Below are 12884 nucleotides of genomic sequence, written 5' to 3' on the forward strand. Positions count from 1 at the left end.
TATCGGTATTAGTGCTTTACGTGTGACCTGTGTGGTGATCGTCGCGTTCGTGAATGATCTTACGCACGAGTGCCGCCTGCCCCGCCAGCCCCCGCTCCGGCACCCTTGCCCCCGTCAACCCGCCCCACGCCAGCCCCACGGCGTACGCGGCCCCGAGCACCGCCGCCGTGCTCCCGCGGTCGGGTGGCGCGATCTCCAGCACCGGCGCGGGCGCGGTCGACACCCCGCCGGGCCGCCCCTGAACGGGGAAGCCGTCGGGCTCGGTCCGCTCCCTGGCCGAGGTGCCGGTGAGCCCGGCCTGCCGCAGCGCCTCGTACGCCCTTCTGAGCCGGTGGTCCAGCAGCGCGGGCAGCACGCCCCTGGAGTCGGACAGATCGGCGAGGAGCACGGCCGCGGCCGCCGGCGGCTCGGGCGCGAAGCGCAGCGCGTCCACGAGGTCGTAGACCGCGTGCGAGAAGTGCGCCGCCGGGTCGCTCTCCGCGAACGTCGCCCGGCACAGCCGCGCCGGGCAGCGCCGCAGCCATGCCTGGCGCAGGGTCTCCTCGTCCACGTGGGCGTCGTCGATCCCTGAATGGCGCAGCATGGGCTCGACCATCGTGAGCAGGGCGAGCGCCCTGGGCCTGAACCGGGTGTCGGAGAGCAGGATCTGGGCCGTGTCGGCCATCACGGCCGCCAGCCTGAGCGCCGCCCTCGGCTTTCCCGCCCGCAGCCGCTCGGCCACGAGCGTGGCGAGGTCGAGCAGCGGCGGCGCGGGCAGCCAGCGCACCCACTCGTCACCGGGCAGCGGACGGCGCAGATATTCGCCGAACACCGTGATCAGCCGCTCGTTGCCGTCGAACGCCGGCGCGTACGCGCACCACATGATGGTGCCCCAGACGGCGGCGACGGTGCTCGGCACGTCGGAGGCGAAGATGTCGTCGAAGGCCGTCAGCGGGTAGTCGAGCTCCGACTTGAGCCCGCTCGCCCGCAGCAGCACCCTCACCCGTTCCGTGAGGCTCTCGGCCACGTCGGGGCCGATGAACGCCTGGGTCGAGCCCGGCTCGGCGTGGAAGTCGGAGCCCCTGGGGATCACCTCGTCGGGCAGCACCGCCGCGGGATGGTGCACCTGGCGCGCCCGCGTGCCCCGCGGCGGCGGCGCCAGCAGCCAGCGACCGTCGGCGGGGTCGTGCAGGTGCCAGCGGGCGTGGGCGCCGAAGAGCCACCTGTCGCCGTCGGGGGTCACGAGGATCCTGGTGGCCAGGACGTGGGCGCGGTCGGGTGGAGAAAGGGCCTGCCAGCGCGGGTCTGCGACCATGGCCCGGATCTCCGCCTCCGCGGAGGTGAACACATCCCAAGGTCGCACGGCCGTCATCGTACTTGCCGTACCCGGATCATCCATCGGCTTTTCACGGCAGAATGTTCCACTATGAGGGCGAAGGTAGCAGGCGTGCTGGTGGTCGTAAGCGTGCTCTCCGGCTGCGGCACGGGCACGGCGGCGCCACCGTCGCCGACCGGGCCCGGCGTGCTCACTCTGGAGAACGCCACGCCGCCGGCGAAGGGCGGCGAGGTGGGCGAGGCCACGACGGAGTTCGGCGACGCCGCCGACCTGTCGATGTGGACCAAGCTGAGCGAGACCGAGAAGGACATCGACCGGATCGCCAAGCTCGACGTCGACAAGACCGCCAAGGGCGCACTCTACATGGAGCCCAAGACCTCGGCCTGGTTCGACGGCTTCCGCGGCCCCTTCGTCTATCAGGAGCTGGCCGGCGACATCGTCATGCACGCCCGGGTCAAGGTCGAGGGCAAGGACGACGACCAGCCGAAGCGGAAGTTCTCGCTCGGCGGCCTGATGGCCCGCCAGCCCGGCTCGTACGCCAAGCCCAACTGGGTCTCGATCACCACCGGGACCATCGAGAAGCCCGGCCAGGTCGAGGTGAAGTACACCAAGGACGGCAGCTCCAAGCCGCAGGAGCTGGCTGTCAAGGACGGCTGGGTGGAGCTCGTGCTGGCCCGGGTGGGCCGCGTCTTCGTCGCTCTCTACAAGGAGGAGAAGGGCACGTGGAAGGTGGGGCAGCGCTGGCCGTCCACCCTCCCCGACGTGCTGCAGTGGGGCATCACCGGCTACACCGACTGGGACAGCTACAGCACGCTGAAGAAGGACGCCGACAAGGGCAACGCCAAGCAGATCGCGGGCCAGCCCGACCTCAAGCTGACCGTCGACTATGTGCGTTTCCTGCGGCCGGAGCTGCCCGACTACGCCGACCCGCTCAACAACGCGTCGGTGACGGACGAGGTGCTGATCAAAGCGATGACGCCCGCCGGTGCCTGAGTGCCTTGGCCGCGTAGTTGTCCGGCGTGCGGGCGAAGGAGTCGCGGTCGCCGTCGGTGAGCTCGCGCACGATCTTCCCGGGCACGCCGGCGACCAGCACGCCCGACGGGATCTTCTTGCCGGGCCCGACGAGCGCTCCCGCGGCCACCAGGGTGCCCGCTCCGACGCGGGCGCCGCCCAGCACGATCGCGCCGATGCCGATCAGCGCGCCCGACTCGATGTGGGCGCCGTGGACCATGGCCTTGTGGCCCAGGCTGACCCGGTCTTCGAGGATCGCCGGCTCACCCGGGTCGGCGTGCAGGCAGCACAGATCCTGTACGTTGCACTTTTCGCCGATCTCGATCCGCTCGTCGTCCCCTCGGAGAACGGAGCCGTACCAGATGCTGGACGCCCGGCCCACCCGTACGCTGCCGACCACCACGGCGCCAGGCGCGATGTACGCCTCGGGATGAATGTCCGGAGCTGCCCCGTTGTCCAACGCTGCTATGTACATCCGTCACATCGTAATTCCTGCTCCGGGTATGGCGTTCCGGTTGCGGACGTGGGCAGATGGCAGGAAAGTCGTTTCCTGACGTCTCGTCGTCAGACCCTCACAACCCGCAGTTTTCCCCCGCCTCACGCAAACCACCCTTAGGTAACCCCCATGACAAATCAGCACGAGAGCCTCCCCGATCTGATGCAAGAGGACACCTTCGAAGTCGTGATGCGCGGTTACAACCGCCGTCAGGTCCACGACTACATGATCCGCGTCCGCAACCAGATACGTGATCTTGAAGAGCGGCTGGCGCGAGCGATCGATCAGGCCGAGCAGGGCCGTATCGAGCTGGCGGAGGCCAGGCGGCGCATGGTCGAGACGCCGCAGAGTTATGAGGACCTCAGCCCTCGCCTTGCGCAGATCCTGCGGCTCGGCGAGGAGGAGGCCGCGGCGAAGCGTGAAGACGCCGAGGCCGAGGCCGCCAGCGTGCGAGACACGGCCAAGACGGAGGCCGAGCGCCTGGTGACGACGTCCCGCGAGACGGCGGACAAGATCCTCTCCTCAGCCCAGGCGGAGGCCGAGCGCCGGGTGAACGAGGCCACGCAGTCGGCGGAGCGGATGCTGGCCCAGGCGGGCGCCGACGCGGAGGAACAACTCACGGCGGCCCGCACCGAGGCGGAAGAGGCGCTCAAGGAGGCCAAGGCCGAGTCGGAGCGGGTGCTCGCGGCGGCCCAGGCGCAGTCGGAGCAGAAGCTGCAGAAGGCCAACGCGAAGGCCGAGCAGCTGGTGACGAGCGCGCGCGACGAGGCCGAGTCGATGCTGGAGTCGGCCAGGCAGCGCACCGCCACGCTGGACGAGCAGGCGGGCCGCCGGGTCGAATATCTGACCAACACGCACACCGAGGTCGTGCGGCGGCTGACCGAGGTCAGCACCGTGCTCGGCGACCTCATGCGCAGTGAGTCGGGCGCCGGGCCGCTGATCCCCGACGCCGCCATGCAGCCCGCGCCGTCGGCGCCGCCGCAGGCTGAGACGCCCGCGCCGCCGCAGGGCGAGGCCACCGCGCCGTCGCAGGGCGAGACGCCCGCGCCCGCGCCTGCCGCGCCGCAGGAGGACGTGCGGGTCATCGTCGACGAGGACGACTCGGACAAGACCCGGAAGGTCAAGGTCTCCGACGACACCGAGGTCAACGTCATCCGCCTCTCCGAGGCGAACAAGTAGGTCCTTCCCCTGCCGGGACGGGAGGACGACGGTGCGGAGCGGAAGCCCCCGCCCCCGATAGGGTCGGAGGCTTCCGCGCTCGTGGCCCCTCCATGCGTGGTGGCCCGGTGCCGGGGCCGCCGAGACGCTGGACCCGGCACCGGGCTGCTCGTGTGCCGCCGGCCGCTGCCGGCCGGCGTCAGGGAGGTGCGGGGCCGGCCCGCCACGAGTGCCGCTCGCCGGCCCTTCCCTCCTGGTCCCGGAGCTGGTCGCGCAGGCCGTCCGGGTCGTCCGCGTCGATGGTCATCGCGCATCCGGCCTCGCGCTGCGCCGCGCTGATCGGATGGTGTCTCGTGGCCCACCAGCGGCCCGCATCGCTCCGCCAGATGGTCCAGTGAGGGAACTCCCGGGCTATTTCCGCAAGATGCCGATCAAAGGACATCTCCGTCCACCTTCCCGGGCCCCCAGGCGAGGTTCCATCTCCTTAGAAGATGCGCCACCTCTCTAGAGAATTCTATGATCGCGACGGTCAGGTCAACCTTCCCGCTTGACAGATCGCCTTGACCTAGGCGTCGAAGTCGTACTGGAGTACATACGCGGCGGAGTCCAGCACCATCTCGTTGACCTCGACGGGCAGCCCTCCCGACGTGTACGCGGTCCGCGCGATCACGATCACGGGCGTGCCTCCGGGCAGCTCCAGCAGGGCGCTCTCGCGCGGTGCCGGCATGCGGGCGCGCACCTCCTCGGTGAAGTGGGCCGGTGGCACGCCGAGGTCGCCCAGCCTGGCGTAGGCCCCGCCGGGACCGGTATCGGGGAGGGTGATCGCGCTGCCCTCCACCAGGTGGGCGGGGAAGAAGGAGGTGGACAGCTGCACGGGTCTGGCGTCGACGGAGTAGCGCCGCCTGCGCACCCAGACCTCCCGGCTGTCGAGAACCCTCGCGACCTCGTCGGACGCCCGTTCCAGCACCACCTCCACCCGGTCGACCTCGAAGGGACGGCCGCGCGCGTCGGCGTCCCAGATGGCCCGCCCCTGACCCCACTGCTCGCGTGACAGGCGGCGTGAGCCGTGCCTGCGGATCGGTTTGAACAGCCGCACGTAAACCCCCGAACCTCGTTTGGGCACTGCCAACCCTTCATTGATCAGTACGGCAAGCGCTTGCCTGGCGGTTGCCCGTGCGATTGCGTGTTCGGCCATCAGCGCGTTCTCGCCCGGTAGGCGGTCCCCGTCGCGCAGTTCGCCGGACAGGATCCGGGCGCGGATGCCGTCGGCGATGCGGCGATAGATAGGGGGCTCGTGGGGTACCGGGGATTCAGACACGTATGATCACCCTCTGTCACCAACCAGGTAGTGGCGTCTCCAGAGAACTTGCCCCGTCTTGTCCACGATCGCACAGATGCAAAGGTTGGTCGCGGGCTTCTTTTGAGCGGATCGTGCCTGTGTGGTGAATTCCGCGCTGTTTTAGCGGACCGTTACCGCGGTACGGTCACGCCCGGTATCCGATCGGCCCACCAGCGGCGAGTAACCAAAGCGAAGATCACAGCGCCCGCCGTGTTGAGAATCACGTCGTCCACAGAGGAGAAACGGCCCAGCCGCAGGGCGTACTGGAGCACCTCGACCAGGACCGAAAAGGCCGCAGCGACGGCCGCAACGCGGACGGTCGAGGACATCGCCCGGCTGCGCACCGGCAGCAGCGCGCCGAGCGCCGCGAACACCAGGAGGTTGCCCCCGACCTGGACCGACACCGCCTCCCACGGCGCTGCGGCCAGGTCGGCGAGGTCGGTGAACGGAACGAGACCGACACCTGTCCTGCCGGTGGACGGGGTGAGGATCATCCAGATCCACGGCGTGGTCCCGACCACGATGCCGACGTCGGCGATCGAGGTGCGCAGGGCCGCGGGACGCCCGGCGCGGGTGCGGTGCCGGGACAGGAGCAAGATTGCTAGCAAGGCCAGGGGGAGCGCAAACGTACCAGCAATAATGACTGGTCCCCACAATTCCCACGTCCGCGCCATCCGACCATGATGGCGAGTGATCAAGGGTTACCGGAAGATGTCCATCCGGACAGGGTCAGCCACCAGACCGCGATCTATACAGGGAGATAGAGGAGAGTGTTGTGCTGACCCATTTCATCGGTGGCCTGCCGGTGGCCGCGGGCCATCCGTTCCCCGTCCATGATCCGGTGACGGGCGCCGTGGTGCGGCAGGCGCACGAGGCCGACCCCGAGGTGGTCGACCGGGCGGTCCGGGCGGCCAGGGAGGCGGCGCGCGACTGGGCGGCGATGCCCGTCGGCGAGCGCGCCGGGTGGATGCGCCGCCTGGCCGAGGGCATCGAGTCACGCTTCGACGACCTGGTGGCGGCCGAGATCGCCGACACGGGCAAGCCGTTCGACCAGACCCGCACGCTCGACATCCCGCGCGGCATCGCGCACTTCCGCGCCTTCGCCGAGATCGCCGCCCAGCGCCCCGACGACGCCTACCACCTGCCCGGCGTGCTCAGCTACACCGTGCGCAGGCCGCTCGGGGTCGTCGCGGTGATCGTCCCGTGGAACCTGCCGTTCCTGCTGATGACCTGGAAGCTGGCCCCGGCGCTCGTCGCGGGCAACACGGTGGTGGTCAAGCCCTCGGAGAGCACGCCGGGCTCGGCCGCGGTGTTCGCCGAGATCTGCGCGGAAGCCGGGCTGCCCCCGGGGGTGGTCAACATCATCTTCGGGTACGGCGCCTCGGGCCAGCTCCTGGTCGAGCACCCCGACGTCGACGGCGTGACGTTCACCGGCTCGACGAGGACGGCCAGCACGATCATGAGAACGGTGGCCGACCGGGTCAAGCCGATCTCGTTCGAGCTGGGGGGCAAGAACGCCGGGCTCGTCTTCGACGACTGCGATCTCGACCGGGCGGTCGACGGCGCCGTGCAGTCGGTCTTCACCAACGGCGGCCAGGTCTGCCTGTGCACCGAGCGACTCTACGTGCAGCGCTCGATCTTCGAGGAGTTCTGTGCCCGGCTGGCGAGCCGGGCCCAGGAGGTCGAGCCGCAGCCGATGATCTCGCTGGAGCACCGCGAGAAGGTGCTCTCCTACTACGCCCTGGCCCGCTCGGAGGGGGCCAAGGTGCTCACCGGGGGCGGCGTCCCCGCCTTCAACGACCACCGCGATTCCGGATATTTCGTTGAACCAACGGTGGTGACAGGCTTATCGGAATGGTCGAGGTTCAATAGGGAAGAGATCTTCGGGCCGGTCTGCCACGTCGCGCCCTTCGACAGCGAGACAGAGGCGATCGACCTGGCCAACAACAGCGACTACGGCCTGGCGGCCACGCTCTGGACCACCGGGCTCGACCGGGCCCACCGGGTGGCGCAGCGCCTGGAGGCCGGGCTCGTCTGGGTCAACACCTGGTATCTGCGCGACCTGCGGACCCCGTTCGGCGGCATGAAGCTGTCGGGCATCGGCAGGGAGGGCGGCCTACAGTCGCTGGACTTCTACTCTGAACCCACCACTGTCACCATCAAACTGGAGCAACCCGATGCATGACGAATGGTCCCAGGCCGTGGACGCGCGAACCCAGGCCGCCGACCGCCTGCTGGAAGCCGCGCGTACGGGCAAGCCGTGCCCGCCCGTCAGGGACCTGGTCAGCACACCCGCGGACGGCTACGCCGTACAGGAGATCAACACCCGGCGGGCGATCGGCGAGGGGCGGCGGCCGACCGGCAGGAAGGTCGGCGTCACCAACAGGGCGCTGCAGCAGCGCCTCGGCATCGACCAGCCCGACTTCGGCACGCTCTTCGCGGACACGTCCTACGGCGACGGGCAGCCCATCCCCGTGGACAGGTTCCTGCAGCCGCGTGCCGAGGCCGAGGTCGCGCTGGTGCTCGGCCGTGACCTGAGCGGCGGGCCGTTCACGGTGGCCGACGTGATCAGGGCGGTGGATTTCGTGCTGCCCGCGATCGAGATCGCCGACTCGCGCATCGCCGACTGGGACATCACGCTGGCCGACACGGTCGCCGACAACGCCTCCGCGGGGGCGTACGTGCTGGGCGGCACGCCCGTGCCGCTGACAGGGCTCGACCTGCGCTCGGCCGCGATGACGATGACCCGGGGCGGCGAGGAGGTCTCGACCGGCTCCGGCGCCGAGTGCCTGGGCCACCCGCTCAACGCCGCCGTCTGGCTGGCCACCCGGCTGGGCCGCACCGAACACGCGCTGCGCGCCGGCGACGTCGTGCTGACCGGCGCGCTCGGCCCCGTGGTGCCCGTCGAGGCGGGCGACGAGTTCGAGGCCCGCATCGACGGGCTCGGCTCCGTACGCGCGGTGTTCCCGGCGTGAGCACGCGCGACCAGGGCGTCCCCCATGAGCGCGCCGTCTCGCGCGGTCCCGTCGTTCCGCCCGATCCGGCGGTGGCGCGCGGCCTCGCCGTCACCCGCGAGCGGTGCCTCGCCCTCGACGCGGACGACCCGCTGCGGCGCTTCAAGGACGAGTTCGTGCTGCCGGAGGGCGTCGTCTACCTCGTCGGCAACTCGCTGGGCGCGCTGCCCCGGCGTGCCGTCGAGCGGGTGCGCCGGGCGGTCGAGGACGAGTGGGGCGGGCAACTCGTCGGCGGCTGGAACCACGCCGGGTGGTTCGGGCAGCCGCTGGCGGCCGGCGACCGGCTCGCCCCGCTGATCGGCGCCGGCCCCGGGCAGGTCGTGGTGGGCAACACCACCTCCATCGCGGTCTTCCAGGCGGTGGCGGCGGCGCTGCGGTTGCGCCCCGGCCGCCGGGTGATCGTCTCCGACGTACGGAACTTCCCCACCGACCACTACATGGTGCAGGGGCTGGCCGGCCTGCTCGGCGGCTACGAGGTGCGCGACGTCGCGGAGGGGCGCTTCGACGACGCGGCCGTGGTGCTGATGGCGGAGGTCGACTACGCCACCGGCGCCCGCCACGACGTGCCCGCGATCACCGCCGAGGTGCAGGCGGCGGGAGCGCTCATGGTCTGGGACGTGTGCCACAGCGTGGGCGCGATGGAGGTGGACGTCTCGGCGGCCGACTTCGCGCTCGGGTGCACGTACAAGTATCTGAACGCCGGGCCCGGCGCGCCCGCCTTCCTCTACGTCAACCCGCGCCACCACGCCGCCGCCGAGAACGTGTTGTCCGGCTGGAACGGCCACGCCGAGCCGTTCGCGTTCGAGCCCGGCTACCGGCCGGCCGAGGGCGTCAGGCGGTTCGCGGTGGGCACCCCGCACGTGTTGTCGTTCGCCGCGCTCGACGCCGCGCTCGACATGTGGGAGGAGGTGCCGATGGCGCAGGTGCGGGCCAAGAGCATGGCGCTGACCTCGCTCTTCGTCGACCTCGTCGGCGACGCGCTGGAGCTCGCCTCGCCGGCGGACGCCGCCGCGCGCGGCAGCCAGGTGAGCTTCCGCCACCCCGACGGCTATCCGGTGATGCGGGCGCTGATCGACCGCGGCGTGCACGGCGACTTCCGCGCGCCCGACATCCTCAGGTTCGGCTTCGCGCCGCTCTACGTCGGCTACGCCGACGTCCACGACGCCGCCGCCACCCTGCTGGAGGTGCTGGACAAGGAGCTGTGGCGGGACGAGAGGCATGCCAGGCGGCTGGCCGTCACCTAGTCTCGTCCAGCAGCTTGACCGCGCGTTTGGGGGCGATCGCGCGGTAGCTCTCCTCCACCCAGTCGAGCAGCACCTCGGTCTCGGGCAACTCCGACAGGAACGGCACGGTCACCCACCCCGCCTTGCCGAGCCCGTAGCCGCTGGGCCGCGCCCCCTCGACGGTCAGCGCGTGGCCGTGCGCCTCCGACAGCAGCTTCACGCCGAACGTCGGGTCCCACTTCTCGGTCTGCTCCTCCAGGCCGAGGAAGAGGAACACCTTCTTGTTCACCTTGACCACCGTCTCGCCCCACGGGTGGGCTTCGTGGCTCTCGGGCAGCCCGAGGGCGAACGCGCGCAGCTCCTCGCGTACGTCGTGCCAGTCGCTCATGCCCGCACGTTACCCCGGAACTCGTCGAGCTTGTGTTCGATTCGCTCGCGGATCAGATCGCGGGCCTCCATCCGCGGCACGCCCGACATCAGCAGGCTGTCGTAGTCGGTGTCGAGATGCCGGACGGAGGCGATCACGGCGAGCGTGATGGCGTTCTCGTCGAGCGCCCTGGCCGCCGCCGACCTGCCCACCCGGCCGCTGCCGCGCTGGCCCGCGTGCTCGGCGATCTCCCGCGCCCGCGGCTCGGGGCAGCCGGGGAACAACCGGGCGATCTCGGCCGCCATCCTGGTCTGGAACTCGACGTCCTGCTCCGCCCTGCGTACGCGGTCGCGCTCCCTGCGGCGCAGCCGCACCTCCTCGTCGGCCAGGCAGCGCTCCTCGGCGGCGGCCAGCGCGGCCTCCTCCACCAGCAGGCCCATGCGCTGGTAGACCTTGCGCCGCCGGTTGTACCGGACGACCACCGCGGACAAGCCGCTCTCCTTCTTGGCCCGCCGGCTGAGCGCCGCGTCGCCCGCCGGCAGGAATGTCAGGTGGTCGAGGTCCGCGCAGGTCAGGCAGTGCGGCCGGTCGTCCTCCATGATCAGGTAGGGGCCGGTGTCGCCGCAGGCCGCGCACGTCCAGGCGTCGAGCGGGGCCACCGCCACCAGGTCGGGCGGCTTGCTCTGCGCCTCGGTGAGCCGCCGCACCCGGGCCTCGCTGAGATCGGGCGAGAGCCAGTGCACGCGGAACGCCTCCTGCCCGCCCCCCGACGTGAAGCGCAGCTCGCGGCGGTCGCGGGTGCCGGCCACGTAGGGCGTGTCGACCGGCCGCAACCCCTTGGCCAGGGCCCACTCCCGCAGCAGGGCGGCCGCGCTGAGCAGGCGGTCCTCGCCGACGTCGGACAGCTCGGCCAGCGTGGCCGCCCTGCCCTGCCGCCAGACGTCGACGTGCCTGGTGTGCAACCAGCGCAGGCCCGTCACCACGTCGATGAACGTCACGTATTTCCTGGCGGTCAGCGCGATCTCGGCCGCGTCGGCGACCCTGCGCGCCAGCTTCGGCCTGCTCGTCCCATCGGTTCGACTCACGCACCCCAGTGTCCCGCGCCCTTTGTCGTGAGATGGCGAGAGCAGCGGCATTCCTTTTCGCCATAGCGGCAAGTAACTCCTTCGGACCTGGCCCTGGAGGAGAATCGTGCGTCTGATCTGGCCCGCCCTGTTCATGCTGGCCGCCTCGTGCGGCGCGGCTGAGGAGGGCACGCAGCCCGTCGTCTCGGGCGCGTTCGGCAGCAAACCGGTCGTCGCCATCCCCAAGGGAAACCCGGGCCACACGCCGCGCATCGCGGTGCTGTCCGTGGGCAGCGGCCGTCGTACGGTCCCCGGTGACGTGGTGCTCGCCGACGTCGACATCCGGCGCTGGTCCGGCAACCAGCCCTACCTCAGCACCCACGACGGGCACCAGCCCACGACGGTGGTCTTCGACGGCAGGCAGGTGTCGGAGACGTGGCGGCAGTCGCTCATCGGCCGTCCGGCGGGCAGCAGGGTCATGCTGATCAGCCCGGCGGCGGACGCTCTCGGCCCTCAGGTGCCGCTGACCGGCCTGGCCCCGGCGGACACGCTGGTGCTGGTCTTCGACATCCTGGGCGGCTACCCGCCCGACGCCCGGCTCGTCGGGCGTCCCCTGCCGGTCGTTCCCGCCGACCTGACGCCGGCCGCGCAGCCGCGCGTCCTCATCGACGGCTCGGGGCCGCAGGTCGTGCCCGGCTCGAAGATCGTGGTCCAGTACGTGGCCGCCGCCTGGCCGTCACGCACGGTCGTGGACTCGTCCTACCGGAGGGGCGGGCCCAGCGCGTTCACGCTGAGGGAGGGCTCCGTGCCCGCGGGCTGGACGGCCGCCCTGGACGGCCTGCGCGTCGGCAGCCGGGTGGCCGTGCCCTCCCCGGGGCCTGCGCCCATGCTCTACGTCGTCGACGTCCTCGACACGATCGCGCAGGCGTAGGCCGGGCGGCGCGCCACCACCCGGCCCGGTCCTGGTCGCCGCTCTAGTCGCAGTGCTCCCAGGGACTGTCGTACGAGGTGCCGCCGGCCGAGCCGCCCCACTTGACGCAGGTGCTGGGCGCGGACGCGGTCACCGGTCCCGCGTAGTAGGAGAAGTTGCCCGAGTCGGTCTTCCTCGCGCTGCCCTGCACCTCCAGGTAGGCGCTGGTCGCGGTGGCGGTGCCGAGCGACTTCGCCTTCAGCGTGACGACGCAGTTGCTGCGGTTGCCGCTGTTGTAGAGCAGGTAGACGGTGCCGTTGCTCCCGAGCGCGGCCGAGTCGATCACGTTGAAGCCCGTGCCGCAGACCTCCTGCGGGCTGTACGGGTTGCTGGAGCCGCCGCAGTTCCTGGAGGTCAGCGTCTGCTGGGGGTAGCCGAAGGTCGTCCCGTTGAAAACGGCCCGCTGGATGTTGGACGGATAGCTGCTTCCCTGACGTACCTCGTAGTGGAGGTGAGGGCTGATGTTGTTGCCCGGCTTGCTGGTGTTGCCCACCGTGCCGATCTTCTGGCCCTGCGAGACGGACTGTCCCTGGCTGACCGAGCGCACGTTCAGGTGGGCGTAGTACGTGGACCAGCCCGACCCGTGGTCGATCTTGACCAGGTTGCCGAAGCCGTTCGTCGAGCCCTGGTGTGCCGAGATCACCACGGTGCCGGCCGCGGCGGCCACCACGGTGTCGCCGAGGTCGGCGTTCGCGGTGCTGCCGCGGTTGAAGTCGATCTCGTACGACCTGTGCGCGCTGCTGGCGCTGGAGTTGCCCGTCCAGGACTGGCCGCAGGGGAACGGCAGCTGGAAGTTGGTCGCGAGGATCTGCGCCTGCTCCGACTCCGGCGCCGGGTCGGCCGCGGCGGTCGTCGTCGTGCCGAGGCTGAATAAGAGTGCGACGCCCGCGACCATTGCTCCGCTGAGCTTCATGGGGTGATCCTTTC

Annotated in this window: 14 protein-coding genes; 6 read left to right on the plus strand and 8 right to left on the minus strand. The window is 70.8% G+C overall.

Annotation, left to right across the window (positions count from 1 at the left end; translation table 11 throughout):
• Positions 1–16 precede the first annotated feature (16 nt).
• On the minus strand, positions 17–1351 hold the full coding sequence (locus ACZ6SA_RS18825) for a hypothetical protein (protein WP_465829212.1): 1335 nt from the start codon (positions 1349–1351) through the stop codon (positions 17–19).
• Positions 1352–1426: 75 nt separating this feature from the next.
• Between ACZ6SA_RS18825 and ACZ6SA_RS18830 the strand changes: the two genes are divergently transcribed.
• Positions 1427–2308, plus strand: coding sequence for a DUF1349 domain-containing protein (locus ACZ6SA_RS18830; RefSeq protein WP_347647978.1), 882 nt, complete (start codon positions 1427–1429; stop codon positions 2306–2308).
• On the opposite strand, the gene ACZ6SA_RS18835 is transcribed toward ACZ6SA_RS18830, so the two are convergent.
• Positions 2280–2801, minus strand: coding sequence for a gamma carbonic anhydrase family protein (locus ACZ6SA_RS18835; protein WP_347619937.1), 522 nt, complete (start codon positions 2799–2801; stop codon positions 2280–2282). The two genes, ACZ6SA_RS18830 and ACZ6SA_RS18835, sit on opposite strands and share 29 nt — an antisense overlap.
• Positions 2802–2951: 150 nt before the next feature.
• Between ACZ6SA_RS18835 and ACZ6SA_RS18840 the strand changes: the two genes are divergently transcribed.
• Positions 2952–4001, plus strand: a complete 1050-nt coding sequence (locus ACZ6SA_RS18840) for a coiled-coil domain-containing protein (RefSeq protein ID WP_347647976.1) — start codon at positions 2952–2954, stop codon at positions 3999–4001.
• A gap of 178 nt (positions 4002–4179) precedes the next feature.
• On the opposite strand, the gene ACZ6SA_RS18845 is transcribed toward ACZ6SA_RS18840, so the two are convergent.
• The 3 genes from ACZ6SA_RS18845 to ACZ6SA_RS18855 form a co-directional block, all read right to left on the minus strand.
• Positions 4180–4422, minus strand: a complete 243-nt coding sequence (locus tag ACZ6SA_RS18845; RefSeq protein ID WP_465829215.1) for a hypothetical protein — start codon at positions 4420–4422, stop codon at positions 4180–4182.
• Positions 4423–4545: 123 nt separating this feature from the next.
• Complete coding sequence (locus ACZ6SA_RS18850; protein ID WP_465829217.1) at positions 4546–5298, minus strand: GntR family transcriptional regulator; 753 nt, start codon at positions 5296–5298, stop codon at positions 4546–4548.
• 152 nt (positions 5299–5450) lie between these two features.
• Entirely contained in the window at positions 5451–5915 is a 465-nt protein-coding gene (locus tag ACZ6SA_RS18855) for a VanZ family protein (RefSeq protein ID WP_347647973.1), read from the minus strand.
• 179 nt (positions 5916–6094) lie between these two features.
• On the opposite strand from ACZ6SA_RS18855, the gene ACZ6SA_RS18860 reads away from it, so the two are divergent.
• From ACZ6SA_RS18860 to kynU, 3 genes are all read left to right on the plus strand, one after another.
• Entirely contained in the window at positions 6095–7504 is a 1410-nt protein-coding gene (locus tag ACZ6SA_RS18860) for an aldehyde dehydrogenase family protein (protein WP_443153641.1), read from the plus strand.
• On the plus strand, positions 7497–8294 hold the full coding sequence (locus ACZ6SA_RS18865) for a 2-keto-4-pentenoate hydratase (RefSeq protein ID WP_347647971.1): 798 nt from the start codon (positions 7497–7499) through the stop codon (positions 8292–8294). The genes ACZ6SA_RS18860 and ACZ6SA_RS18865 overlap by 8 nt, the downstream gene beginning before the upstream one ends.
• Positions 8295–8365: 71 nt before the next feature.
• Positions 8366–9577, plus strand: coding sequence for a kynureninase (gene kynU / locus ACZ6SA_RS18870; protein WP_465829519.1), 1212 nt, complete (start codon positions 8366–8368; stop codon positions 9575–9577).
• Here kynU and ACZ6SA_RS18875 read toward each other — a convergent pair.
• Both ACZ6SA_RS18875 and ACZ6SA_RS18880 read right to left on the minus strand, forming a co-directional pair.
• The gene (locus ACZ6SA_RS18875; protein WP_347647969.1) at positions 9570–9944 is read right to left on the minus strand and encodes an MmcQ/YjbR family DNA-binding protein; all 375 of its coding nucleotides are present in this window, start codon (positions 9942–9944) and stop codon (positions 9570–9572) included. The genes kynU and ACZ6SA_RS18875 overlap by 8 nt on opposite strands.
• Positions 9941–11008, minus strand: coding sequence for a DUF2293 domain-containing protein (locus ACZ6SA_RS18880; protein WP_443153639.1), 1068 nt, complete (start codon positions 11006–11008; stop codon positions 9941–9943). Before ACZ6SA_RS18880 ends, ACZ6SA_RS18875 begins: the two co-directional genes overlap by 4 nt.
• A gap of 106 nt (positions 11009–11114) precedes the next feature.
• Here ACZ6SA_RS18880 and ACZ6SA_RS18885 point away from each other — a divergent pair, with 106 nt between their 5' ends.
• The gene (locus ACZ6SA_RS18885) at positions 11115–11918 is read left to right on the plus strand and encodes an FKBP-type peptidyl-prolyl cis-trans isomerase (RefSeq protein WP_347647967.1); all 804 of its coding nucleotides are present in this window, start codon (positions 11115–11117) and stop codon (positions 11916–11918) included.
• Between the two features lie 43 nt (positions 11919–11961).
• On the opposite strand, the gene ACZ6SA_RS18890 is transcribed toward ACZ6SA_RS18885, so the two are convergent.
• Positions 11962–12870 carry a M23 family metallopeptidase gene (locus tag ACZ6SA_RS18890; protein ID WP_347647966.1) on the minus strand — a complete coding sequence of 303 codons (909 nt, stop codon included), beginning with the start codon at positions 12868–12870 and terminating at the stop codon, positions 11962–11964.
• Between the last annotated feature and the right edge of the window lie 14 nt (positions 12871–12884).

The sequence above is a fragment of the Nonomuraea sp. NPDC049378 genome (assembly GCF_055586745.1).

Excerpts from the sequence above, each read along its gene's own strand:
- ACZ6SA_RS18825 (WP_465829212.1), bottom strand. The coding sequence starts at position 1,351 with ATGACGGCCGTGCGACCTTGGGATGTGTTCACCTCCGCGGAGGCGGAG.
- ACZ6SA_RS18835 (WP_347619937.1), bottom strand. The coding sequence starts at position 2,801 with ATGTACATAGCAGCGTTGGACAACGGGGCAGCTCCGGACATTCATCCC.
- ACZ6SA_RS18840 (WP_347647976.1), top strand. The coding sequence starts at position 2,952 with ATGACAAATCAGCACGAGAGCCTCCCCGATCTGATGCAAGAGGACACC.
- ACZ6SA_RS18845 (WP_465829215.1), bottom strand. The coding sequence starts at position 4,422 with ATGTCCTTTGATCGGCATCTTGCGGAAATAGCCCGGGAGTTCCCTCAC.
- ACZ6SA_RS18865 (WP_347647971.1), top strand. The coding sequence starts at position 7,497 with ATGCATGACGAATGGTCCCAGGCCGTGGACGCGCGAACCCAGGCCGCC.
- ACZ6SA_RS18875 (WP_347647969.1), bottom strand. The coding sequence starts at position 9,944 with ATGAGCGACTGGCACGACGTACGCGAGGAGCTGCGCGCGTTCGCCCTC.
- ACZ6SA_RS18890 (WP_347647966.1), bottom strand. The coding sequence starts at position 12,870 with ATGAAGCTCAGCGGAGCAATGGTCGCGGGCGTCGCACTCTTATTCAGC.